The sequence below is a fragment of the Streptomyces lacaronensis genome, assembly GCF_047337785.1.
Classification (GTDB): Bacteria; Actinomycetota; Actinomycetes; order Streptomycetales; family Streptomycetaceae; genus Streptomyces; species Streptomyces lycopersici.
In genome coordinates this window covers 3,206,891-3,227,533 of sequence record NZ_JBLHDK010000003.1, presented here as the reverse complement: position 1 = coordinate 3,227,533, position 20,643 = coordinate 3,206,891, and the positions used below count along the sequence as shown (strand labels likewise).

General features: G+C 71.1%; 21 protein-coding genes and 2 pseudogenes. 13 read left to right on the top strand and 10 right to left on the bottom strand.

The features are described 5' to 3' along the window. The first annotated feature begins 295 nt into the window (after nucleotides 1-295). The 3 genes and pseudogenes from ACMTAK_RS13665 (at nucleotide 296) to ACMTAK_RS13650 (ending at nucleotide 2,523) form a co-directional block, all read left to right on the top strand. The gene (locus ACMTAK_RS13665) at nucleotides 296-694 is read left to right on the top strand and encodes a VOC family protein (protein ID WP_413806492.1); all 399 of its coding nucleotides are present in this window, start codon (nucleotides 296-298) and stop codon (nucleotides 692-694) included. 231 nt (nucleotides 695-925) lie between these two features. Continuing rightward, nucleotides 926-1,292, top strand: a pseudogene (locus ACMTAK_RS52660) (integrase core domain-containing protein); the annotation flags it as partial. A 109-nt stretch (nucleotides 1,293-1,401) separates the two neighbouring features. After that, nucleotides 1,402-2,523: an IS630 family transposase gene (locus tag ACMTAK_RS13650; protein ID WP_413806491.1), complete on the top strand. Its 1,122-nt coding sequence runs from the start codon at nucleotides 1,402-1,404 to the stop codon at nucleotides 2,521-2,523. An 81-nt stretch (nucleotides 2,524-2,604) separates the two neighbouring features. Here the strand turns inward: ACMTAK_RS13650 and ACMTAK_RS13645 are convergent, their stop codons facing one another. After that, complete coding sequence (locus ACMTAK_RS13645) at nucleotides 2,605-3,231, bottom strand: GrpB family protein (RefSeq protein ID WP_413806490.1); 627 nt, start codon at nucleotides 3,229-3,231, stop codon at nucleotides 2,605-2,607. A 191-nt stretch (nucleotides 3,232-3,422) separates the two neighbouring features. Between ACMTAK_RS13645 and ACMTAK_RS13640 the strand changes: the two genes are divergently transcribed. After that, entirely contained in the window at nucleotides 3,423-3,914 is a 492-nt protein-coding gene (locus ACMTAK_RS13640; RefSeq protein WP_413806489.1) for a MarR family winged helix-turn-helix transcriptional regulator, read from the top strand. A gap of 18 nt (nucleotides 3,915-3,932) precedes the next feature. Next, a pseudogene (locus tag ACMTAK_RS52655) lies at nucleotides 3,933-4,164 on the top strand (IS982 family transposase); the annotation flags it as partial. Nucleotides 4,165-4,407: 243 nt separating this feature from the next. Here the strand turns inward: ACMTAK_RS52655 and ACMTAK_RS13635 are convergent. After that, nucleotides 4,408-4,650 carry a hypothetical protein gene (locus ACMTAK_RS13635; protein ID WP_413806488.1) on the bottom strand — a complete coding sequence of 81 codons (243 nt, stop codon included), beginning with the start codon at nucleotides 4,648-4,650 and terminating at the stop codon, nucleotides 4,408-4,410. Between the two features lie 158 nt (nucleotides 4,651-4,808). On the opposite strand from ACMTAK_RS13635, the gene ACMTAK_RS13630 reads away from it, so the two are divergent. Further along, the gene (locus ACMTAK_RS13630) at nucleotides 4,809-5,978 is read left to right on the top strand and encodes a helix-turn-helix domain-containing protein (protein WP_413806487.1); all 1,170 of its coding nucleotides are present in this window, start codon (nucleotides 4,809-4,811) and stop codon (nucleotides 5,976-5,978) included. A 300-nt stretch (nucleotides 5,979-6,278) separates the two neighbouring features. Beyond that, nucleotides 6,279-6,788 carry a TRADD-N-associated membrane domain-containing protein gene (locus ACMTAK_RS13625; protein ID WP_413806486.1) on the top strand — a complete coding sequence of 170 codons (510 nt, stop codon included), beginning with the start codon at nucleotides 6,279-6,281 and terminating at the stop codon, nucleotides 6,786-6,788. Between the two features lie 60 nt (nucleotides 6,789-6,848). Here ACMTAK_RS13625 and ACMTAK_RS13620 read toward each other — a convergent pair whose 3' ends face one another. Beyond that, on the bottom strand, nucleotides 6,849-7,502 hold the full coding sequence (locus ACMTAK_RS13620; RefSeq protein WP_413806485.1) for a DedA family protein: 654 nt from the start codon (nucleotides 7,500-7,502) through the stop codon (nucleotides 6,849-6,851). Further along, nucleotides 7,502-8,284 carry an MBL fold metallo-hydrolase gene (locus tag ACMTAK_RS13615; RefSeq protein ID WP_413806484.1) on the bottom strand — a complete coding sequence of 261 codons (783 nt, stop codon included), beginning with the start codon at nucleotides 8,282-8,284 and terminating at the stop codon, nucleotides 7,502-7,504. The genes ACMTAK_RS13620 and ACMTAK_RS13615 overlap by 1 nt, the downstream gene beginning before the upstream one ends. A gap of 90 nt (nucleotides 8,285-8,374) precedes the next feature. Between ACMTAK_RS13615 and ACMTAK_RS13610 the strand changes: the two genes are divergently transcribed. From ACMTAK_RS13610 to ACMTAK_RS13600, 3 genes are all read left to right on the top strand, one after another. Next, the gene (locus ACMTAK_RS13610) at nucleotides 8,375-8,938 is read left to right on the top strand and encodes a MarR family winged helix-turn-helix transcriptional regulator (protein WP_413806483.1); all 564 of its coding nucleotides are present in this window, start codon (nucleotides 8,375-8,377) and stop codon (nucleotides 8,936-8,938) included. Then, nucleotides 8,931-9,809: an EamA family transporter gene (locus ACMTAK_RS13605; RefSeq protein ID WP_413806482.1), complete on the top strand. Its 879-nt coding sequence runs from the start codon at nucleotides 8,931-8,933 to the stop codon at nucleotides 9,807-9,809. Before ACMTAK_RS13610 ends, ACMTAK_RS13605 begins: the two co-directional genes overlap by 8 nt. Nucleotides 9,810-9,929: 120 nt before the next feature. After that, a complete protein-coding gene (locus tag ACMTAK_RS13600; RefSeq protein WP_413806481.1) occupies nucleotides 9,930-10,955 on the top strand; it encodes a dipeptidase in 1,026 nt (341 codons plus the stop codon). A 10-nt stretch (nucleotides 10,956-10,965) separates the two neighbouring features. Here the strand turns inward: ACMTAK_RS13600 and ACMTAK_RS13595 are convergent, their stop codons facing one another. Both ACMTAK_RS13595 and ACMTAK_RS13590 read right to left on the bottom strand, forming a co-directional pair. After that, nucleotides 10,966-11,796 (bottom strand): alpha/beta fold hydrolase, encoded by an 831-nt coding sequence (locus ACMTAK_RS13595; protein ID WP_413806480.1) that lies wholly within the window; start codon nucleotides 11,794-11,796, stop codon nucleotides 10,966-10,968. Further along, nucleotides 11,793-12,983, bottom strand: coding sequence for an FAD-dependent oxidoreductase (locus ACMTAK_RS13590; RefSeq protein WP_413806479.1), 1,191 nt, complete (start codon nucleotides 12,981-12,983; stop codon nucleotides 11,793-11,795). The genes ACMTAK_RS13595 and ACMTAK_RS13590 overlap by 4 nt, the downstream gene beginning before the upstream one ends. 132 nt (nucleotides 12,984-13,115) lie before the next feature. Here ACMTAK_RS13590 and ACMTAK_RS13585 point away from each other — a divergent pair, with 132 nt between their 5' ends. Continuing rightward, nucleotides 13,116-13,862: a TetR/AcrR family transcriptional regulator gene (locus ACMTAK_RS13585; protein ID WP_413806478.1), complete on the top strand. Its 747-nt coding sequence runs from the start codon at nucleotides 13,116-13,118 to the stop codon at nucleotides 13,860-13,862. 11 nt (nucleotides 13,863-13,873) lie between these two features. Here the strand turns inward: ACMTAK_RS13585 and ACMTAK_RS13580 are convergent, their stop codons facing one another. The 4 genes from ACMTAK_RS13580 to ACMTAK_RS13565 form a co-directional block, all read right to left on the bottom strand. Further along, nucleotides 13,874-14,641: a fibronectin type III domain-containing protein gene (locus ACMTAK_RS13580; protein ID WP_413806477.1), complete on the bottom strand. Its 768-nt coding sequence runs from the start codon at nucleotides 14,639-14,641 to the stop codon at nucleotides 13,874-13,876. Next, complete coding sequence (locus ACMTAK_RS13575; RefSeq protein ID WP_413806476.1) at nucleotides 14,638-15,246, bottom strand: hypothetical protein; 609 nt, start codon at nucleotides 15,244-15,246, stop codon at nucleotides 14,638-14,640. The genes ACMTAK_RS13580 and ACMTAK_RS13575 overlap by 4 nt, the downstream gene beginning before the upstream one ends. Before the next feature lie 12 nt (nucleotides 15,247-15,258). Continuing rightward, a complete protein-coding gene (locus ACMTAK_RS13570) occupies nucleotides 15,259-15,963 on the bottom strand; it encodes a cinnamyl alcohol dehydrogenase (protein ID WP_413806475.1) in 705 nt (234 codons plus the stop codon). Between the two features lie 137 nt (nucleotides 15,964-16,100). After that, nucleotides 16,101-16,595 carry a GNAT family N-acetyltransferase gene (locus ACMTAK_RS13565; RefSeq protein ID WP_413806474.1) on the bottom strand — a complete coding sequence of 165 codons (495 nt, stop codon included), beginning with the start codon at nucleotides 16,593-16,595 and terminating at the stop codon, nucleotides 16,101-16,103. Nucleotides 16,596-16,830: 235 nt separating this feature from the next. Between ACMTAK_RS13565 and ACMTAK_RS13560 the strand changes: the two genes are divergently transcribed. After that, nucleotides 16,831-19,404, top strand: a complete 2,574-nt coding sequence (locus ACMTAK_RS13560) for a SpoIIE family protein phosphatase (RefSeq protein WP_413806473.1) — start codon at nucleotides 16,831-16,833, stop codon at nucleotides 19,402-19,404. Beyond that, complete coding sequence (locus ACMTAK_RS13555; RefSeq protein WP_413806472.1) at nucleotides 19,401-20,639, top strand: sugar ABC transporter substrate-binding protein; 1,239 nt, start codon at nucleotides 19,401-19,403, stop codon at nucleotides 20,637-20,639. Before ACMTAK_RS13560 ends, ACMTAK_RS13555 begins: the two co-directional genes overlap by 4 nt. Nucleotides 20,640-20,643 lie beyond the last annotated feature (4 nt).

Below are 20,643 nucleotides of genomic sequence, written 5' to 3'. Positions count from 1 at the left end.
TTTCCCGGAGGCCACCGGCGTCCGGACGCCACCCCGCTTCCGGGTCCACCCGCCCGGGGCTGTGGGACGCGGCGCCGGGCGCCGGGCCGTATCGGCGACGATGAGCAGGACCCCAGCGTCCGGGGTGTCGAACTCGCCGGGCTGATCCGTGAAGGCGAGAGCTTCCAGGAGTGTCAGCACGCGGCCGGTGGGTCGAGCCATGTTCGCAGTTCCAACGCGAATACCGGACCGATTCTGTCCACTATTTCTCCTAGCCTGCGACGTGCACGCCTTCAGCACAGCCAAGGAGATCCCCATGGACTTCGTCTCGATCCGCATCATCACCGGCGACGTAGCGCGCCTCGTCGAGTTCTACGAGCGAGCCACGGGAGCGCGGGCGACGTGGGCCACCGAGGACTTCGCCGAACTCAAGACCGCGGGCGCCACCCTCGCGATCGCCGGCACCCGCACGGTCCCGCTGTTCGCCCCGGGCTCCGCCCGCCCGGCGGACAACCACAGCGTGATCACCGAGTTCCTCGTCGATGACGTGGACCGCGTGCACCGGAACCTGACCGGCTTCGTCACCGACTTCGTCACCGAGCCCACCACGATGCCCTGGGGCAACCGGTCGCTGTTGTTCCGTGACCCCGACGGCAACCTCGTCAACTTCTTCACCCCCGTCACCCCGGCGGCCATCGAAAAGTTCGCACGCTGACGCCACGCACAGCCGCTCACGCGGGAGCCCTGAGATCTCAGGGCTCCCCCCGGTGAACGCGGCCACCGAGTCCAGCAGCGCCACCAGCGGGGGACATCGGAACGCACCGCTGACCTTCGAAGGACGTCTGCGCTTGTGTCTGCGGATCGACGCCGGACGTCCGATCGCGTACGTGGCTGCGGGAGCCGGGACCTCGATCCACCGACCGGCGAGCAGCTGCGCGAGGTCATCCGCTACGAGCACGACCGGGTCGGCGACCTGGTCCACGTCGACGTCAAGAAGCTCGGACGCATCCCGACCGGCGGCGCACAAGCGGACCAGGCCGTACACGCCGCGCACGAGCGGGAAAGTGGAGAGGTATAACGGGACGCTCTCCCGCGAGTGGGCGTACGTCCGCGACTACACAGCCGGGCGTGAACGCCGCGTCGGGCTCGCGGAGTTCGTGAACGACTACAACCACGAGCGGCCGCACGTCACGCTCGGCGGCCGACCGCCCATCAGCCGGACCGCCGGGAGCGACTACCGGATCGTCTTCAACCAGCCGCACGAACCACTCGCGGACATCCCGCAGCAGCTCACCTTCGGGGACTTCGTGTAACCAATGTCCCGAGACACCACACCTAGTGCTGTGACCGCATAGGTTCGCCGGGTCGGCGGTGGTGGCGGTTGGATGTGTGGTGACATCCGATCCGACCGCTGGAGGCGCGGTGGCTGAGCCTGTCCGTGTGCGCAGACTGACCGACCAGGAGGGGCAGAAGCTGCAGCAGATCGTACGCCGGGGCAGCACCAGCTCGGTGCGCTACCGGCGGGCAATGATGCTGCTGGCCTCGGCGGGCGGGAACCGGGTGCCGGTGATCGCCCAGCTGGTGCAGGCCGACGAGGACACCGTCCGGGATGTGATCCACCGGTTCAACGAGATCGGCCTGGCCTGTCTGGACCCTCAATGGGCGGGAGGCCGTCCCCGCCAACTCAGCCCTGATGACGAGGACTTCGTCATCGCGACGGCCACCACCCGCCCCACCAAGCTCGGCCAGCCTTTCACCCGCTGGTCGCTGCGCAAACTGGTCGCCTATCTGCGGAAAGTCCACGGCCGGATCATCCGCATCGGCCGTGAGACCTTACGCAGCCTGCTCGCCCGCCGCGGTGTCACCTTCCAACGCACCAAGACCTGGAAGGAATCACCCGACCCCGAACGGGAGACGAAGCTGGACCGGATCGAAGAGGTCCTGGACCGCTTTTCCGACCGCGTGTTCGCCTTCGATGAGTTCGGCCCGCTCGGGATCCGGCCCACCGCGGGCTCGGGCTGGGCCGAACGGAGACATCCCGACCGGCTGCCGGCCACCTACCACCGCACCCACGGGGTGCGCTACTTCCACGGCTGCTACTCGGTCGGCGACGACCGCCTGTGGGGCGTCAACCACCGCAGGAAGGGTGCCGTGAACACGCTGGCCGCGCTGAAATCGATCCGTGCCGCCCGGCCCGATGGCGCACCGATCTATGTCATCTTGGACAACCTGTCCGCCCACAAAGGCGCCGACATCCGCCGCTGGGCGAAGAAGAACAAGGTCGAGTTGTGCTTCACCCCGACCTACGCCTCGTGGGCGAACCCGATCGAGGCCCACTTCGGACCGCTGCGGCAGTTCACCATCGCCAACTCGAACTATCACAACCACACCGTGCAGACCCGGGCCCTGCACGCCTACCTGCGCTGGCGCAATGCCAACGCCCGCCACCGCGATGTTCTGGCCGCCGAACGCAAGGAACGCGCCCGCATCCGCAGTGAGAGAGGCATCCGCTGGGGAGGACGCCCCCTCACCACCGCGGCCTGACCAGCCAACCCAGTGATCGTTTCCGACCGCAGCGCGAGTCTGCAGGGGAATTATGCCTGAGACCGACGCCCGCCCGCCCGCCTACGCCTCCGGCCCGGAACTACCACCCGCCATCGCCCGGTCCAGGATCGCCGCAACGACCTCGGACTTGGCGTCGGCGTAGTTCTGCATGTACTCCCAGGACTGCCGGGACAGCGACCGCTTGGCGTCCGCGTAAAGCTTGCGGTCGCCGCTGTCCGTGCGCAGCCGGTCGCGGAAGCGCAGCATACGGACGACTTCCTGGCAGCCCTCGGGCAGGACGTGCAGGTTGGCTGATTCGCCGCTCGGGCCGAGGCCGTGTTTGCGCAGTACGCGGTGCTCGTACCATTCGGGCTCACGGATGACGAGCGTGAAGCCAAGGCCCTCCAGGGCCGGTACGTAGCACGCCTCGTCGCCAGAATCGGGGACGGTCAGGAGCATGTCGATGACCGGCTTGGCGGGCAGGTCCGGCACGGACGTGGAGCCGACGTGCTCGATCCGGTGGTCGACGTGGCCAAGGCGCTCACGCATGCGGGCGGCCTCCCGTTCGAAGACCGCGGGCCACCGCGGGTCGTACTCCCGCAGCGTGACCTGGCCGTTGAGCTTGGGCGGCGCGACCACGTGGGCCGCCTCGATCTCCTCGGCGGTCATGGGGATGCGCGGCACTTCCTCTTCGGGCCGTTCGGACACGGGAGCTCCCGTCACTTTGAGGCCATGGCGCCAGGGCTCTTAGGAATGGATTGGTGGCTCGTTGGCCCCGGCACGGCTGGTGGCCATCGTTGCACCACCACACATCCAACCGCCACGACCACCAACCCGGCGAACCTATGCGGTCAGAGCACTAGACGCGCTATTCCGAACGCGGATGTAGCGTCGTGATTATGGACTTCCTGACTGGCGCCACCACCGACCAGGCGCCGGCCGATCCGGCTGCCACCGACGACATGCTGGCCAGCCAGCCCATCGGCTACTGGAGTGGTCAGGCTCACGCGGTCGTTACCCGGCAGCTGCGTGACGCCATGGCTGGGATCGACGTCACGCAGCCTCAATACTGGGTACTCAACAGCGTCAAGTACTGGCCTGCGGCGCCGAGCCGCGACGAGATAGCCGCCCAGCTGTTGCCCCTCGCAGACGGACAACATGAGATCCCCCGTGTCATCGCCCAGTTGCTCCACCGCGGCTGGCTGCGGACCGACGCCGGACATCGTCTGCACCTCACCGATGCAGGAGAAGCCGCCAGGATGCGGCTGCGCGAGCTGGTAACCGAACTTCGTGCTGTGGTCCACGACGGCATCAGCGACGAGGAGTACGTGGCCGCGCTCAAGGTACTGCGCAGGATGATCTCCAACGTCGAGGGCGCCAGGAACCCGTAGGTCGTCCAAGATCGTTCTGTGACGGGCGACCTGGACACCCCGCTCACCGCGCTCTACGTGAAGATCGACGACGAGATCGGAGATTCCCGATGGCTGGGCTGTCCCGCCGCGGTTGACGGACTCTGAGCTCGTCTGCCTCGCCGCTGCTCAAGCAATGCTGGGCATTGCCTCGGACTCCCGGTGGCTGCGGTTCGTCTGCCCCCGCTTGGGCGCGATGTTCCCGCACGTACCGAAGCAGCCGGGCTGGCACTGAGCCTCGCCCCTAACAGCTGGGGGCGGGGCTCAGCGGCAGGTCAGTTGACGTCTGCTCCTTTCAGGAGGAGTTCGTCCCCGGCGGGGAAGCGGGCCGTGCCGCCCTCCTCCCAGGTGACCACGACAGCTAACCCGCCCATTGGCCCCTGGGCGGTCGACGCCTCCTTTACCGTGCGCCACTCGCCGTCGTAGCCGATCACGTCACCCGGACCGATCAGGGCAGCGCGCTTGGTGGGCAGGCTTAACCGTTCTTGCCGGCGGGCCTGATGCGGTCCAAAGGGGCTTCCCATTCGAGGCCACCTCCCTTCGGCCGCATGTACGCCGTTTGGCTGAACAGCTTTCCGGTCCCCTTGACGCGCTCCTCAATCACGCCTTGCAGCTCGCCTGTGCATCCGGTCTCGGTGTCTTCGACAAGCGTGCCCTTTGGGTACGGCAGATCGCCGTGGCTGAGCACCGTCGGTGGCTTCTCTTTTGTCTGTGCCATGATCCCTCGTCCCACCTGCGCATATGTGTCTCACACAAGAGAACTGCCGCCGTGCAAAGCGAACTTGCACACCTCTTGCACAGGGCGCAGGCGTATGAGTGCTGAGAGTGAGACGATGGATGAGAGGTAACGCCAGTCGAGTGGGGAAGACGCACACTATGAGCGCGACCAAGATTCCCGGACCCGGTGCGAATGTGGCTGTCTGCCGCAAGGCGCGCGGCTTCAGCCAGGTTGCTCTTGCCCGGCGTGCAGGCGTGTCGGTCTCGCTGCTCAGCAAGATCGAGGTAGGTGACCGCGCACTGACCCAGGGCATTGCCGCCGCTCTCGCTCAGGCCATGGGTTTGACGCTGGATGAGCTGCTGGGCACGGCCCCCGTCGAGCGCACTGACGAGAAGAGCCTTGCCGCCCTTAATTACGCCATTCGGCGTTTCGACATCCCCGACACGCCACCCTCACACCCTGAGGACCTTCCGCGCGAGCTGGCCGAGCTGAACGAGCACCGCTACCGCACGGAGCTGTCGGCGGTCCTCCAGAAACTCCCTGGCGTGCTGGCCGACGCCACCAACTGTGCGCACGCCACCCAGTCGCCCGATGCCTGGACCCGCGTCGCCGATGCGTACTCGGTGGTCTATTGGCTGGCCGCCCGGCACCGCTGGATGCACCTCGCCGAATTGGCCGTCATGAAACAGCGACTGGCCGCCGAGCGTGCGCACCCGATTGCCGCCACGGTGGCCGCCCGGGATGAGGCCGGAGCCTTCCTCAACTCCGGTGATTTCGCTGGTGGGTTGGCGATCGTGGACCGCGCAGTGGTTGAGGCCGAGACGACGCTGCGGGGACGTGACCGCGCGTACGGTCTGGGCATCCTGCACCTGCGTGGGCTAACGCTGGCCGGTCGGCTCAAGGAGAAGACCACCGCCGAACGGCACATCGAGGCAGCATGGCAGGTGGCCGAAAAGTTCCCCGAGGACATCGAGGACCACGGCATCCACTTCGGCCCCGAGAACACGGCCGTACACGTTATCTCGACGGCTTCCGACATGGAGGACTACCGCGAGTCCCTCAACACGGCGGACGACCTGGTCCGGGGTGGGTTGACGCTTCCGGCCACGCGCGTTGGCCCGCTGCACATGAACATCAGCCGGTCAAAGCTCGCGCTGGGCGACAGGAGGGGCGCCCTTGAATCGCTCGAAGCGGCTTGGGACGTCGCGCCGGAGATGGCCCGCGTCCACCCGACCAGCCAAGAGCTGATGCGCGTGCTCACCTCGCTGCACCGCCGCAGCAACCCCAGGCTGACCAAGCTCGCCAAACGCGCTGGTGTGCCCTTCTGACTGCTGCTGCTGGCGTTACTCTGAACTGAGTTGGCAGAGCGCCGGTTGGCGGATCGGGGGCGGATGATGGCGACGACTTCGAATGGTGGAGCCGAACCGCCAGAGGAAAGGAAACCCGGCTCTCCGTTTGCATTGCCTCCGGAGGTCATGGCGAAGATCGTGGAGCCCATCACCTCAACCATGTTCAAGAACGTGGTCAAGTCCCTTGGGTAGCGCCCGGAACCCGCGCCGCAACAGCAAGTAACCCAGCACGCAGGAGAAGTCCATAACGTCTTCATTGGCGATCACGCCGCAGGGAATGTGTATCCGCCTGCCGCAGGAGAGAGCCTGGCAAAGCAGCGGCAGAAGTTCCACTTCGACTTCCTCAACCACACGCTGAAGCAGGCAGAGTGGACATTCCGCTTGAGCGTGTGGTTTATGACTGGTGGTGCTCTGATCATCCTCGCGGGGGGTGTGTTGGCACTTGTGCACGCCGGGAACCCTGACCTGAGTTACCTACCGCTGGTGACCAGCCTGACGGGTGGGTTGATCACGGTTGGCGGTGGCGCGCTGGCGCTGCACTCGAAGCGCACCATGGCCAACCTCACGACGGCCGCCGAGGAGAACGAGAGAAAGATCGACATCGATCACAAGCTCGAAGTGGCGACAACCTTTATCGACCGTGTTGAAGACCCGGAGGCGAAGGACCGCCTCAACTCGGCTGCCGCGATGAAGGCTCTGGGCATGGAAGCGAAGCCAGAGACGATGGTCGACCGTCTTCTGCCGGGTGAGCAGCCCAAGGAGATCGAGTCAGGTGAATCGACGGGCTGAGTCTCCTTGGGCCTGGCGTTCGCCGAAGCGGTCGAGGCTCCGGCTCTCAGGGTGGCGCGGTCAGCCCGCCGCCTCGCTCTGGGCGTCGCGGGCGGTTCGGCGGCGCAGGCGGCGCCACAGCGCGGGGGTCGTGCTGATCACGACCGTCAGGACCACGGCCGCCGCCACGCCCTCCCACGGCTCGGGGAAGAGCGAGCCGCCCAGGATCCCGATCAGCTGATACGTCACCGCCCAGGCCAGCGCCGCGGGTCCGGCGCCCCGGGCGAACCTCCGCAGCGGCCAGCGCGCCAGCAGGCAGGCCAGCATCACCGGTATCCGGCCCGCCGGGATCAGCCGGGACAGCACCAGAACCGCCACCCCGTGCTCGTCCAGCCGCGCCTGTGCCTGGTCCAGCCGTTCCGGTGCCGCGTGGTCGTGGATCCGTTCCAGCCACCGCGAGCCGTTCTTCGAGCGCACCCCGCGCCGCCCGAGCCAGTACAGCATCACGTCCCCGGAGAAGGCCGCCAGTGAGGCCACTCCGAAGACCACCAGCAGCGACAGCGGGGGAGCGGTCTGGTGGATGGCGACCACCGCGGCCGAGGAGACCACCGCCCCGGTGGGTACCACCGGCACCAGCGACCCGAACACCACCAGCAGGAACAGCGAGGGGTACCCCACCGCCTGCTGTGTCGACTCGGACGGCACGCTCCGCGCCAGATCCGCCAGATCCCCCATCACCTGGCGGGCTCCAGCCGCACGCACTCCCCGTGCACCAGCCGGTGCACCACCGCGTCGGGGGCGAGCCGCCCGGCGTGGCGCACGAAGTCGTCGCCCGGGGCGTGGAATTCATGCGGACGGATCGCGTCCATTCCGATCGGCCAGTACGTCCCGTAGTGCACCGGCACCGCGCAGCGCGCCCCCAGCAGCGCCAGCGCCTGTGCCGCGCGGCCCGCGTCGAGATGGCCGGGGCCGAGGTACGGGCCCCAGCCGCCCACCGGGAGCAGCGCCACATCGCAGGCGCCCACCGTCTCCGCCATCCCGTCGAACAGCCCGGTGTCGCCCGCGAAGTACGTGGTCGACTCGCCGCTCAGCACATACCCCAGCGCGGGCACCCGGCTCGGCCCGTACGGCAGCCGCCGCCCGTCGTGCGCGGCCGGTACCGCCCGGATGCGCACCTCGCCGACCACGCACACGTCCCCCGGCGCCAGCTCGGTCACCCGCAGCGCCCGCGCCGCGACCACCCGCCGCAGCGCGGGCACCGCGCGCCCGGCCCCGCGCGGCACCACCAGCCGGGTGCCGGGCAGCAGCTTGGCCAGCGAGCCGAGGTGCAGATGGTCGGCGTGCAGATGCGAGACCAGCGCCACGTCCGCCACCGCCGCGGCGGCCGGTGGCACGGCTCCCCGGCGGCGCCGCAGATGGGCCAGCCGCCGTACGAAGAGGGGGTCGGTCAGCACCCGCACACCGGAGTCCCGCACGGTCGCGGTGGCATGCCCCCACCAGGTGATCTCCACCGACATCTCCCGCCTCCTCCCTCGGGCCGTCCCGCCCCGATCCTCTCACCCCGTCGGGTGGTGCATGGAAGCAGCTCTGCCGGGTATGCATGACTCATGCATGATGACAGGGAACGCGTGGCGAATCTGCTGGGGGCCACGGCGCTGGCGATTACGGACGATCTGCTCGGTGCCCCGGCCGCCGCCTCCCGCCTGAGCATGAGCGCGGCCGCCGCGCTCATCGTGCTCCGCGCCGACCCCGGCGTGAGCGTGACCGAGCTCGGCCGCCGGGTGGGGCTCACCCAGTCCGCGGCGGTGCGCATGGTCGACGGGCTGGAGCGGGACGCCCTGGTCGAGCGGCGGCGCGGAATCGGCAACTGGACCGGGGTCCACCCCACCGCCAAGGGCCGACGGACCGCGGACCGGCTGCTGACCTCGCGGACCTCCCGGCTCACCGGGGTGCTGGACGGCCTCGGCGAGACGGAGGTCCGCGACCTCGGCGCACTGCTGGCGAAGCTGCTCGACGGGCTCTACCAGGGCAGTGGTTCGGCCGACCGGATGTGCCGGCTGTGCGACCGGACCGCCTGTACCCCGGACGGCGTGGAGTGCCCGGTCGGGGCCGCGGACCGGGCGGCCGCCCATGCGGCGGCCGAGGACGGGGCCCGTACGGACCATGGGTGAGCTGCTGGCCGTCGCCTCGGCGCTCTGCTTCGGCACCACCCACTTCCTGAGCGGCCTGGTTTCCCGCCACCGGCACGGAGTGACGGTCGCGGCCTGCGCCCAGGCGGGCGGCACGGTGGTCAGCCTGGTCCCGGTGCTGCTCACCCAGGGCGCCCTTGCCCCGCCGTCGGCCCTGGGCTGGGGCGGGCTTTCGGGGCTCGGTACCGGGGTGGGCGTGGCGTGCCTCTACTGGTCGATGAACCAGGGGCCGATGAGCGTGGTGGTGCCGGTCAGCGATGTCACGGCGGTGGGCTTGCCGGTGCTGGCGGGGATCGCCCTCCTCGGCGACCGGCCCTCGCCCCCGGCGCTCACCGGGATCGCGCTCGGGCTGCCCGCGCTGTGGCTGGTCTCGCGCGGTGAGCCAAGCGGGCCGCGCGGGCCACACGAGGTGCGGCCGGGGCACGGGCAGGGCGCCGACCGGCCGCGCCCGGCCGTCCTCCTGGCGCTGGTCGCCGGAGTGGGCCTGGCGCTGCACTTCTTCGCGCTCGCCCGGATACCGGCCTCGGCCGGATGGTGGCCGGTGGTGGTCAGCCGGGCCGTGTCGGTTGCCGTCATCCTGGCGCTGTTCCCCGCGACCGGCGCCTCCTTGCGGCTGCCCCGCCGGGCGGCCGCCGTGGCGGCGGTGGCGGGCGCGCTCGGCACCCTGGCGACGATCCTCTATCTGCTCGCCACCCGGCAGGAGTTGCTGTCCGTCGCCGTGGTGCTGTCCGCGCTCTATCCGGCGGTGCCGGTGCTGCTCGCGCTCACGTTCTTGCGGGAGCGGATCACCCGGCCCCAGGCCGTCGGGCTGCTCGGCGCGGGGCTGGCCATCGGGCTGATCGCCCTCGACTGACGGCGTGCGGACCGGCGCCGGACGAAAATCCGTGGACCGGCGGGCGGCCCGTACGCCACGATGGCCGCCTCCAACCCCGGCGCCCGGGGCCCCGGTCCACGAAAGGCCACCGCCGTCCGTATGAGCCGTGCACTCCACCGGCGCGCCGTCGTCGCCGACGCCCACAATGACCTGCTGATCGCCGTCACCGCCCGCCCGCCGCACCGTTGGGCGGGCTACTTCCGGGAGCGCTGGCTGCCACAACTGCGCGAGGGCGGGGTGGATCTCCAGGTGCTCCCGGTCTTCATCGACGACCAGTTCCGCCCCGAGGGCGCGCTGCGCGAGACGCTGCGGATGATCGAGTGCGCCCACACTCTCGCCGAGGGCAACGCCGACGAGGTACGGCTGTGCCTGGACGGCGACGACATCGACGCCGCGCTCGCCGACGGCCGGATCGCCCTGGTGCTGGCGCTGGAGAGCGCCCCCGGGCTGGACGCCAACGTCGAGCTCCTCCCGACCCTCCACCGCCTCGGGGTGCGCATCGCCTCGCTCGCCCACTGGGGCCGTACCGCCTTGGCCGATGGCAGTGGTGAGGACGCCACCGGAAGCCGGCTCACCGAGGCCGGGGTCCGGGCACTGGAGGTGATGGAGCGCCTGGGCATCCTCTTTGACGTCTCCCATCTCGGTGCCTCCGGGGTGGCCCATGTGCTGGAGCTGGCCACCCGTCCGGTGATGGCCACCCACTCCTCCGCCCGCGCCCTGCTGGACCACCACCGCAACCTCACCGACGAGCAGTTGCGCGGGATCGCGGCCACCGGCGGCACGGTGTGCGTCAACTTCCTCGGCGAGTTCCTGGCCACCGCCCCGGCCGACCGTACGGTGGACCGGCTGGCCGATCACATCGTCCACATCGCCGAGGTGATCGGCGTCGGCCATGTGGGTCTGGGGCCGGACTTCATCAAGGAGGTCAGCGCGGACACCACCCCGCCCTGCTGCGAGGACGTCGAGTACGCCCGGCTGGTGGTCCCCGGTCTCGAAGGCCCCCGCGGACTGCCTCTGGTGACCGAGGCGCTGGTCCGAAGGGGCCTTCCGGAGGCGGACATCGAGAAGATCCTCGGCGGCAATGTGCTGGAGCTCTTCCGCAAGGAGCTGGGGCGCCCCAGCTGAGATGTAGCGCCTATCGCCCGGCGGCGGCCAGGAACGCGTCGATCGCGGCGAACGTGGCCTCCGGGGCCTCCCGGGTGGGGAGGTGGCCCGCGCCCGGGATCAGCTCGAAGCGCGCCCCGGGGATGGCGGCGGCGTACGCGCGGCCGTAGTCGGGCGGGACGACGGTGTCGTTCTCGCCCCACACCGCGAGGGCGGGCACCGTCACCCGGCCGAGCCGGTGCAGCAGCTTCGGGTCGGACTTCGTCGGCCCGGCGTAGGCGGCCAGCGCCTGGAGCGCCGCGGGCGAGGGCCCCCGACGCGGCGCCGGTGCACCGGATCCCCGGGCGGGCCCGGGGCCCTCACCGGGCGGTGGGCCGGGCGGGGCCGTGGGGAACCGCACCTCGTGCCCCTCGAGCCGGGGCCCGAACGCGCCCATGACGACCAGCCCGCCGATGCGGCGGCCACGGTCGCGTACGGCCATCTCCGCGGCGATCCAGCCGCCGAAGGAGCTGCCGAGGACCAGGACATCGCGCAGATCGCGATCGTCCAGCAGATCCAGATACGTCTCGACGAGGTCGTCCACGCCCGCGAACCAGTCGGGCCGAGGGGTGTCCTCCCAGCCCGGATGGGTCGGCGCCAGCACCCGGGAGGTGGCGGCGAAGTGGTCCACCACACCGCTCACGCTGGCCGGTCCGGCGCCGCCGTGCAGGACGAGCACCGGGCGGCCCGCGCCCACGTCCCGCACCGTCAGGGGCAGACCGGGGTAGGGCTCGACGGTGAAGCCCGTGGATCCGGTGGACCCCGTGGATCCGGTGGACCCCGTGGATCCGGCGAATTCGGCGAATTCGGTGGGCGTGGTCATCGGTCCGCACCTCCGGCGGTCATCGTGGTGAAGGCGTCCCGCAGGATCCGCAGGGCGTCCGGCTGGAAGAAGTCGACGAGGTGGCCGGCCGATTGCGTGGCCGCCGCCTCGGCGCGCGGGAACATGGCTGTCTCGTAGGCGTGCAGAGCCGTCTCCAGGTCGTCGTATGCGGCCAGGGCGAGGGCGAGTTCCGCGCCGTCGAGCATGGCGAGGTTGGCGCCCGCCCCGGCGAAGGGGGACATCAGATGGGCGGCGTCGCCCAGGAGCGTGACGCCCGGCACCCGGTCCCAGCGGTGTCCGGTGGGCAGGGCGTGGATCGGCCGGGGGACGAGTGGGCCGTCGCCGTCGGCGATCAGCGCGCGCAGCCCCTCGTCCCAGTCGGGGAAGAGGTCCAGCAGCCGCTTCCGGGTCGCCGCCGGGTCCGCCGGGTCGACGAGGCCCGAACGGCTCCACTCCTCCGGCGCCTTGACCGCGATGTAGACGCGGATCCGGCCGCCGCCGTTGCGCTGGGCGAACAGCCCCTTCTCGTCCGCGAGGGCGAACATCGAGCCACGGCCCACGAGTTCGGCGACGGCCGGGTGCCGGGTGTCCACGTCGTTCAGGAGGCCGTCGACGAATGACACCCCGGTGTAGACCGGATCGGCTTCGGACAGCAGGGGCCGGACCCTGGACCACGCCCCGTCCGCGCCGACCAGCACATCCGCCGCGACGGTCGTGCCGTCGGCCAGGGTGAGCGTGGGCCGCCCCGCCGCGCCGATGGCAACCGCCCTCACCTTCCGGCCCCAGCGGACGGTCCCCTCCGGCAGCGACCCCAGCAGCAGCTCCTTGAGCACCCTGCGGTCGATCTCGGGACGGTCGTTGCCGTCACCGTCCTGCGGCGGGGGGATGTGGAAGCCGATGTCGGCGTCCTTGCCGAGCAGGCGCAGCTCCCCGCCCTCGGGGCGGCTCAGCGGCCGGAACTCCTCGAGCAGCCCGGCGTGCAGCAGCGCCCGCTGGCCGGACTCCTCGTCCAGGTCCAGCGTGCCGCCCTGGTCGCGTGCGGTCGCCGACGCGTCCAGCTCGTAGACGGTCGAGGGGATGCCGTGGACGTGCAGGACGCGCGCCAGCGTCAGCCCTCCCGGCCCCGCTCCGACGATGGCGATGCGGCGTTGACCGCGTTCACCGCGTTGACGGCGTTGTGTGGACATGGCGATGGATGCCTCCCCGGGCCTCCTGGCTCGGCGCGGGTGCGCCGTGGATGGGGTGAGCGTAGGGCGACGAACGCGTTCGTGGCAAACATGTTCGTGACGAACGGGTTCGCCGCCCGGTACGATGACGCCATGACAGCGCACCCCACCGTCCCGCGGAGCCGCCGGGAACGTCCGGCGAAACCGGCCCTGACCCGGGAAGGCATCATCGCCACCACGGTCGACCTCATGCGTGCCGAGGGCCTGGAGCGGGTGACGATGCGCCGCCTGGCCAGGGAACTGGACACCGGGCCGGCGTCGCTCTACGTCTACGTCCGCAACATGGCCGAGCTGCACGCGGCCGTCCTGGACGAGCTCCTCGGGGCCGTCGACCTGAGCCCGGTGAAGGCGGAAGGTGACTGGCGCGACCGGCTGGTGCGCACCCTCACCTCGTACACCTCGGTGCTGTTCGAGTACCCCGGTCTCGCCCAGTCCGCCCTGGTGGCGCGCCCCTTCGGCAAGCACTATCTGAAGCTGGTGGAGGCGCTGCTGGCGCTGCTGGACGAGGGCGGCCTCGAGCCCGACCGGGCCGCGTGGCTGCTCGATCTGCTGCTCCAGTTCGCCACCGCGACCGCGGCCGAGCACGCCCACCGGGCCCCCGGCGACACCCCGCAGAGCGAGGCGGACTGGCAGGCGCTCGCCACGGTGGTGCGGGATGTCTCACCGCGGACCCATCCACATGTCGCCGCGCTCGGCCCGCGGCTGCTGTCCGGGTCCCCCCAGGACCGGCTGGCCTGGGGCTTCGACGTCCTCATCGCCGGGGCGCGGCACACCCCGCTGCCGGAGGTGCTCGCCCCGTCCCCGGTGGACACCCGGGGCACCGGGAGCGCCGGGGACTGAGGCGGTGGCGCTCAGCCGCGCCCGGCGGGCCGCTCGCCGGTGGTCATCCGGGCGATGTTGGAGCGCTCGCCGTAGGTGAAGGGACGGACCCGGTAGGAGGCCCGCTTCTCGTTCGGCAGGGTGATCAGCCCGAAGGAGTTGATGTCCGGGTCGAGCACGGCGACGGGGTGGAAGGAGTCGCCGCCCCGGGGCCGGTCCTCCAGCAGATAGCCCCGCTCGCCCTCGGCGTGGTCGGTCCAGGTGAACCGGATGCCATTGGCGTGCATGACGGTCGCGCGCAGATCGGTCGGGGTCGCCGACGGCCGCCGGACGGGGCTGGTGCGCACCCCGGCCCGCCGGATGGTGCGCGGCGGCGCCCATGTGTGCTCCTGGCGCTGCTCCGCCTTGGTGAACGCCCCCCTGGGCAGGGCGACGTCGACCGGCCGGGACGCGGGTCCGTAGTACGGCCGCACCCGGTAGTAGAAGTGGGTCTTCGGGATCAGGTCGGGGTGCCGGTAGGTGGTCTGATCGAGCGGGGCGTAGGTGAGGATCGTCCAGGGTCCGCCGGGCTCGGTCGCGAACTCCACGATCCGCCCCGCGGCGCCCGGCGCCTTCCCGTGCCAGCTCAGCTCCGCGTCGACGGGGGAGACCCGGGTGACGCTGAGCACGGTCCCGGTCCGGGCCTCCGGGGAGGCGTCCGAGGCTTCCGGCGCTTCCGTGGACGCCGCACACCCGCTGATTCCGGAAAGCCCGGCGGCGACGAGAAGCGCCGCCGCCAGGGCGCGTACCGAGCCGCTCACTTGCGCCAGAACTTCACGTTGCTCCACACCACGGTGGCCGGGCCGTTGCCGCTGCCGGTGCGGTACGCCCCGAACTTGTCGTAGAAGCTGCCGCCGGGGCTGTCCACGGTGTGCTTGAGCGAGCCGTTGATGTACGTACGGTGCTCCTTGCCCACCTGGTGCACCGTGTTGACGCGCACCGTGGCCCCGACCGTCCCCGCGTTGGACAGGGTGTCCCCGCCGTGCACGGCGTACAGCCGCCCGCCGCGCTCGACCGCGAGCATGAAGTACGGACCGGCGTCCCCATCGGTGTCGTTGAACGTCTGCTTCAGGCTGATCCGGGTGCCGCCCATGCTGGTGACCCGGAAGTAGCCCTCGAACTGATGGGTCCCGCCGGTGTAGGTGTCATAGCGCCGCTCGGCCCGCTGGTCCCCGCTCGCGGTGGAGCAGGTGAGCTCGAAGGTGAGGTTGTCGACCTCTCCGCACCCCCGCTCCTGGACCTTGAAGCCCGGGGACTCGGACGACCAGCCGCCCGGTTCGACCTCGGCGTGCGCGACGCCCGACGCCGCCAGGAGCAGTCCGCAGGCGGCGGACAGCCCGGCGATCACACGGTGATTCCTGGGCACGGTCCCACTCCTCTACTTGACCCAATAGTGGATGTTGCGGAACCGCGCCTCGGCCCGGCCGCTGCCGTGGTGATAGACGCCGTTCTTGAAGTGGCGGGTCGCCGGTCCCCGGTCGTCGACCGTCAGCACGAGCTTGTCGTCGGCGTAGACCTGGATCTTTCCGGTGCTCGCGTTGTGTGCGACCTTCAGGTTCCACCACTTGTTGTAGATACCGGACTTGATGACCGTGTCCGTATAGCGCTTGAGCGTCCCCCCGTTCTCACTGGACACCCGGAACATGATGTCGGTGGCCGGGGTTCCGCTGGGGTGCTTGACCCGCAGGATCTGCATGATGTCCGCGCCGTTGGTCCCGGACGGCACATACACATCGGCGTCCCACATGTGCTGTCCCGAGGTGTACTCCTGCTTCCACCGCATTTCGGTGCGCGGATCGGTGTCGCTGCCCTCTTCGAGCGGCTCATCGGTGGAGTTGACCCACATGGTGTGGGTCTTCGTGCTCGAGTTGTAGCTGTAGCGCTCGCCCAGGTCGAGGTTCCACGGCTTGTGCATCGAGTATGTGAACGACGTCTGCGTCCAGCCATCCGTCGGCGACGCCGCGGCCTCCTTCGCCGTGGCCGTCCCCCCGGACGCGACCCCCGCCGACAGGACTCCGAGGAGCGCGGCAACGGCCAGGGCCGCCCTGGCGCAGGGGGAGCGTCTGATGCGTAATGCGGGCATATCAACCCACCTCCGGTCTGTTCCGTTCCCTTGTTGGATCATGGTCTAGACCAAGAGTCAAGGTAAGGCAGAGACGGTGGCGTGTCCATATCAATGAACGGAATTCACGACTGTGGTGGCGAGCGAGGTGGGTGGGGTCAGCTCCGCCGCAGCGCCTTCACCATGACCAGCTCCCTGGTCACGCCGTCGGACAGCAGATCCCCCGGCTCCACGGTGGCGGCGAAACCATGTCGCTCGTAGAGGGCGATCGCCGGTGCGTTGCCCGGGATCACCGCCAGCCGCAGCGCCGTGGCGCCCGTCCGCAGGGCCCATGTCTCGACCGCCGCGATCAGCCGGCCGCCGACGCCGTGGCCGCGCGCCTCGGGGCTGACCCAGACCGACCTCAGCTCCGGCGGCCGCCCGGCCCCGTCCCCGGGCATGCCGCCCGCCATCCCGACCGCACGGCCGTCCAGCAGGGCCACGACGTGGTAGGCGCCCGGAATCTCCAGCCGGGCGCGCCACCGCTCCTCGCCGCCGCGGTGCCAGTCGGCGAGCCGGGACTTGAAGGCGTGCGGCGCCTCGGCGAGCGCGGTCCGGCGGACGTCCCGCCACAGCGGCCAGTCGTCCGTCGTGACCACTCGCAGCCGCACCATGCCGCCCAGTCTCCCGCACCGCCGGGTCGCGGCCGAGCACCGCCGTCCCCGAGAGGGGATGGCCGGGTTCACCCCGCTGTGCCATGATTTGAGGAGAGGCGCCATCCCTTTCGAGGGGGCGCGGCAGCGAAGGCCCCGCCGGTGGTCGTGACCGGTCGCCGCGCGGAGGCCGACCAAGGGCCCGGGTACGCCCACGAGACCGGCGGTCCACGCACGGAGGCGGTGCAGGCGTGCTGTGACCGGGCATGTGCTGACGTTCACGGGGACCGCGTTGGTGGCTGTCTATGTGCTGGACGCGGAGGGTGCCGAGCTGCGGTTGGCCGAGACGGTGCGCGGCGCCGGACGGTCGTACGCGCTGCCGGCCCGCTACCCCGTGTCCGGGCGCTCGCCCGTCGCCGACGCCTTCCGCGCCGGGCGCCCCCTGTGGCTGACCCCCACCGAACTCGCCGCCTACGGCCCCATCGGGCCCACCACGCCCGAGACGCCCACCACGCCCGGCGTCTCGCTGGGGGCGCTGCCGCTCGGCGGGGACGGCAAGGGGCTGGGCTGTCTGGTGGTGGTGGACGAGGCACCCGGCGGGATCGACGCCGACCGCCGCGGCTTCATCGAGCTCTACGCCCACCACGTGGCCGCCGGGGTGGAGGCGGCCGGGCCGCAGGTGCTCACCCAGCGGAGGCCCGAACTGCCCGGCCTCACCCTGGACCGGCTGCGGGTCGGCTCGTTCGTACTGCACCTCGACAGCGGACGGATGATCGCCGACACCCAGGTGCTCGACCTCTTCGGCATCCCCGGGGAGGACTTCGACGGACGGGTGGAGACCCTGCTGGCGGTCGCCGTCCCGGACGACATCCCCGCCCTGATGTCGGTCCTGGAGCCCGACCTGCTGACCTCCGGCACCGCACAGCTTGAGTTCCGGATCCGCCGGCCCAACGGGGAGCTGCGCTGGCTGGGCCTGCGCGCCCGGGTCGAGACGGGGGCGGACGGCACGCCCCGGCGCATGCTCGGCGTGATCGCGGAGACCTCGTACCTGCGGCCCACCGCCGACGAGGTGTCCCTGGTGCAACGGCTGTCCGCCGCCCTGGCCGGGGCCACCACCGTCCGCGACGTGGGCCGGGCCGTAGTGGGCGCACTGCGCGATCCGCTGGGGGCGGGCCGGCTCGCGGTCGCCGAGCTCCAGGCCGATCAGCTGGTGGTCGGCGTCCTCGCCCCCGCCGAACCCACTGCCTGGCCCGAGGTGTGGCGGGCCGCCTGGCGCTCCGAATGGCCCGAGCCGCCCAGCCATGCGCTGCCCACGCTGGCGGAGGCGGTGCGAGTGGGGCAGGTCAGCATCTGGCCCGAGGGCGCCGATCTGGAACCCGGGCTCGCCGGTATCGGCCCCGGTGGCCTCGCCGTCCTCCCGCTCCCGGCGGACGGCCGGATCGTCGGCGTATGCCTGATCGGCTGGGAGGAGCGGCATGAGTTCGGCCCGGAGGAACGCTCGCTGCTGACCGCGACAGCCGGTCTGGTGGGGCAGGCCCTGGTGCGCGCCCACGCCCTGGACGCCGAGCACGAACTGGCCACCATGCTCCAGCGCAGCCTGCTGCCCCGGAAGCTGCCGGAGCTGCCCGGCGGGGTGGCCGTCACCCGCTATCTGCCCGCCACGATGGGCCTGGAGGTGGGCGGCGACTGGTACGACGTCATCCCGCTGCCGGACGGCCATGTGGCGCTGGTCATCGGGGATGTGCAGGGCCACAGCGCCGCGGCCGCCACGATCATGGGTCAGATGCGCACCGCCATCCGGGCCTACGCGGTGGAGGGCCACCCGCCCGACGTGGTCGTGGCGCACGCCAACCGCCTCCTCGTCGGCATGGAGACCGATCTCTTCGCGACCTGCTGCTACGCCGACCTCGACATGGAGGAGGGCGAGGCGTGGTTCGTCCGGGCCGGACACATCCAGCCGCTGCTGCGCCACCCGGACGGCACCACCGAGGAGCTCGACGTCGAGGGCGGCCCGCCGCTGGGCGTGGTCGTGGACGCCGAGTTCCCGATGACCGCGGCCGGGCTGTCCTCCGGCACCCTGATCGCGCTGGTCACCGACGGCCTGGTCGAGTCCGCCCGGCTCGACCTGGACGACGGGGTGCGCCGGGCCCGCCAGGCGCTCGCCCGCGCCGACCCGGCCGACCCCGGCGGGGTCGCGGACGCGCTGCTCGGCGGGGACAGCCGCCGGGACGACGACGTGGCGCTGCTGTTGCTGCGCTACGACGGGATGCGGGTGCGGCCCACCCGGGCGAGCTGGACGGTGTGGCGGCTGCCCGACGCGGTGATGCACGCCCGCCGCTTCACCGCGCGCACCCTGCGCAGCTGGGGGCTGGAGGACGAGCTGGACGTGGCTCTGCTGGTCACCTCCGAACTGGTCACCAACGCGCTGGTGCACACCCGCGGCGAGGTCCGGCTGAATCTGACGCTGACCGCGGACCGGCTGCGGATCGCGGTGAACGACCTCTCGCCGCGTACCCCCGTCAAACCGACGACCGTGGACTGGGAGGCCACCGGCGGGCGAGGGCTGCTGCTGATCGAGGCGATGTCGCAGACCTGGGGCTCGGTGCCGCTGAGCGGGGGCAAGCAGGTCTGGGGCGAGATCAGCTTGTCGACCCCGCGGGAGGAGCCCGGGGAGGAGCCCGGGGGTGGGCCCCCGGAAGGGCCCCTGCCCCCCGCGGAGCTCCCGGAGGGGGCGCCCGAGGCGGACCCCGAGGAACGGACGGAGGGGGACGAGGGGGACGAGGGGGCCGCGGGGAGGAGGGGGCCGAGAAGGAGGAGGGCGAGGCCATGAGCCGTTCCCGTAGGCGCTCCCGGGCGCACCCCCCGACGCGTTCCCGGGCGCATCCCCCGCCGCGTTCCCGTACGCGTTCCCGTGCGGACTCCCGTACGCGCGACCGCCTCCGTGCGGCCGTCGCCGTCGCGGTGGGCCTCGTCCTGGCCGTGTCCCTCGCCGCCTGCGGCAAGGCGGCCCAGCTCGGCGAGACGATGAGCGTGGCCGGGACCCGCCACCGCGGGCCGCTGCGGATCGGACTGCTGCTCCCGGAGAACGAGATCGCCCGTTTCGAGCGCTTCGACAGGCCCCTGATCCAGCAGCGGGTCAAGGAGCTGTGCCCGAGCTGCACGGTGAGCTACTCCAGCGCCCAGCACGATCCGGCCGCCCAGCGCTTCCAGATCGAAGCCATGATCACCAACGGGATCGACGTGCTCATCCTGGACGCGGTGGACACCAAGGCCGTCCGTCACTCCGTGGTCCAGGCCCACCGCGCCCATGTCCCGGTCATCGCCTACGACCGCGTCGCGGAGGGGCCCATCTCCGGCTATGTCTCCTTCGACGGCGGAAGCGTCGGCAGGCTCCAGGGCGAGGCGTTGCTGAGGGCACTCGGCCCGAAGGCCAGGAGCAGCCGGATCGTCATGATGAACGGCTCGTACACCGACCCCAACGCGGGCTGGTTCGAGCGGGGCGCGCGGTCCGTCCTCCGGGGCAAGGTCAAGATCGCCAAATCCTACGAGACCGTCGGCTGGCGCCCGGAGAACGCCAACCGCAACATGTCCGCCGCCATCGCCGCCCTGGGCCCCTACGGCATCGACGGCGTCCTCGCCGCCAACGACGGTCTGGCCTCGGGCGTCATCACCGCCCTCAAGGCGGCCCGGATCCATCCGATCCCCCCGGTCACCGGCCAGGACGCCGAGGTCGCGGGCCTTCAGCGGATCCTCGCGGGCGAGCAGTACATGACCGTCTACAAGCCGTTCAAGCGCGAGGCGTACACCGCCGCGGAGATGGCCATCGCGGCGGGACACGGACAGTCGCTCAGCAAGATCACCAAGCAGCGGGTCGACAACTCCACCACCCGTGGCATCCCCGCGGTGCTGCTCGAGCCGGTGGCCGTGACCGCGCACAACATCAAGAGCACCGTCATCAAGGACGGTCTGTATCGCGTCGATCAGATATGCACCAGGAAGTACGCGGATGACTGCCGCAAGGCCGGGCTCATCGACCGGGACGGCTCACCGCACGACGCGGAATGAAGGG

What these genes read in the sequence shown, in the direction of transcription:
- ACMTAK_RS13665 (WP_413806492.1), top strand. Translation starts at nt 296, where the DNA reads ATGGACTTCGTCTCGATCCGCATCATCACCGGCGACGTAGCGCGCCTC.
- ACMTAK_RS13640 (WP_413806489.1), top strand. Translation starts at nt 3,423, where the DNA reads ATGGACTTCCTGACTGGCGCCACCACCGACCAGGCGCCGGCCGATCCG.
- ACMTAK_RS13635 (WP_413806488.1), bottom strand. Translation starts at nt 4,650, where the DNA reads ATGGCACAGACAAAAGAGAAGCCACCGACGGTGCTCAGCCACGGCGAT.
- ACMTAK_RS13630 (WP_413806487.1), top strand. Translation starts at nt 4,809, where the DNA reads ATGAGCGCGACCAAGATTCCCGGACCCGGTGCGAATGTGGCTGTCTGC.
- ACMTAK_RS13620 (WP_413806485.1), bottom strand. Translation starts at nt 7,502, where the DNA reads ATGGGGGATCTGGCGGATCTGGCGCGGAGCGTGCCGTCCGAGTCGACA.
- ACMTAK_RS13615 (WP_413806484.1), bottom strand. Translation starts at nt 8,284, where the DNA reads ATGTCGGTGGAGATCACCTGGTGGGGGCATGCCACCGCGACCGTGCGG.
- ACMTAK_RS13610 (WP_413806483.1), top strand. Translation starts at nt 8,375, where the DNA reads ATGCATGATGACAGGGAACGCGTGGCGAATCTGCTGGGGGCCACGGCG.
- ACMTAK_RS13605 (WP_413806482.1), top strand. Translation starts at nt 8,931, where the DNA reads ATGGGTGAGCTGCTGGCCGTCGCCTCGGCGCTCTGCTTCGGCACCACC.
- ACMTAK_RS13600 (WP_413806481.1), top strand. Translation starts at nt 9,930, where the DNA reads ATGAGCCGTGCACTCCACCGGCGCGCCGTCGTCGCCGACGCCCACAAT.
- ACMTAK_RS13595 (WP_413806480.1), bottom strand. Translation starts at nt 11,796, where the DNA reads ATGACCACGCCCACCGAATTCGCCGAATTCGCCGGATCCACGGGGTCC.
- ACMTAK_RS13590 (WP_413806479.1), bottom strand. Translation starts at nt 12,983, where the DNA reads ATGTCCACACAACGCCGTCAACGCGGTGAACGCGGTCAACGCCGCATC.
- ACMTAK_RS13585 (WP_413806478.1), top strand. Translation starts at nt 13,116, where the DNA reads ATGACAGCGCACCCCACCGTCCCGCGGAGCCGCCGGGAACGTCCGGCG.
- ACMTAK_RS13570 (WP_413806475.1), bottom strand. Translation starts at nt 15,963, where the DNA reads ATGCCCGCATTACGCATCAGACGCTCCCCCTGCGCCAGGGCGGCCCTG.
- ACMTAK_RS13565 (WP_413806474.1), bottom strand. Translation starts at nt 16,595, where the DNA reads ATGGTGCGGCTGCGAGTGGTCACGACGGACGACTGGCCGCTGTGGCGG.
- ACMTAK_RS13555 (WP_413806472.1), top strand. Translation starts at nt 19,401, where the DNA reads ATGAGCCGTTCCCGTAGGCGCTCCCGGGCGCACCCCCCGACGCGTTCC.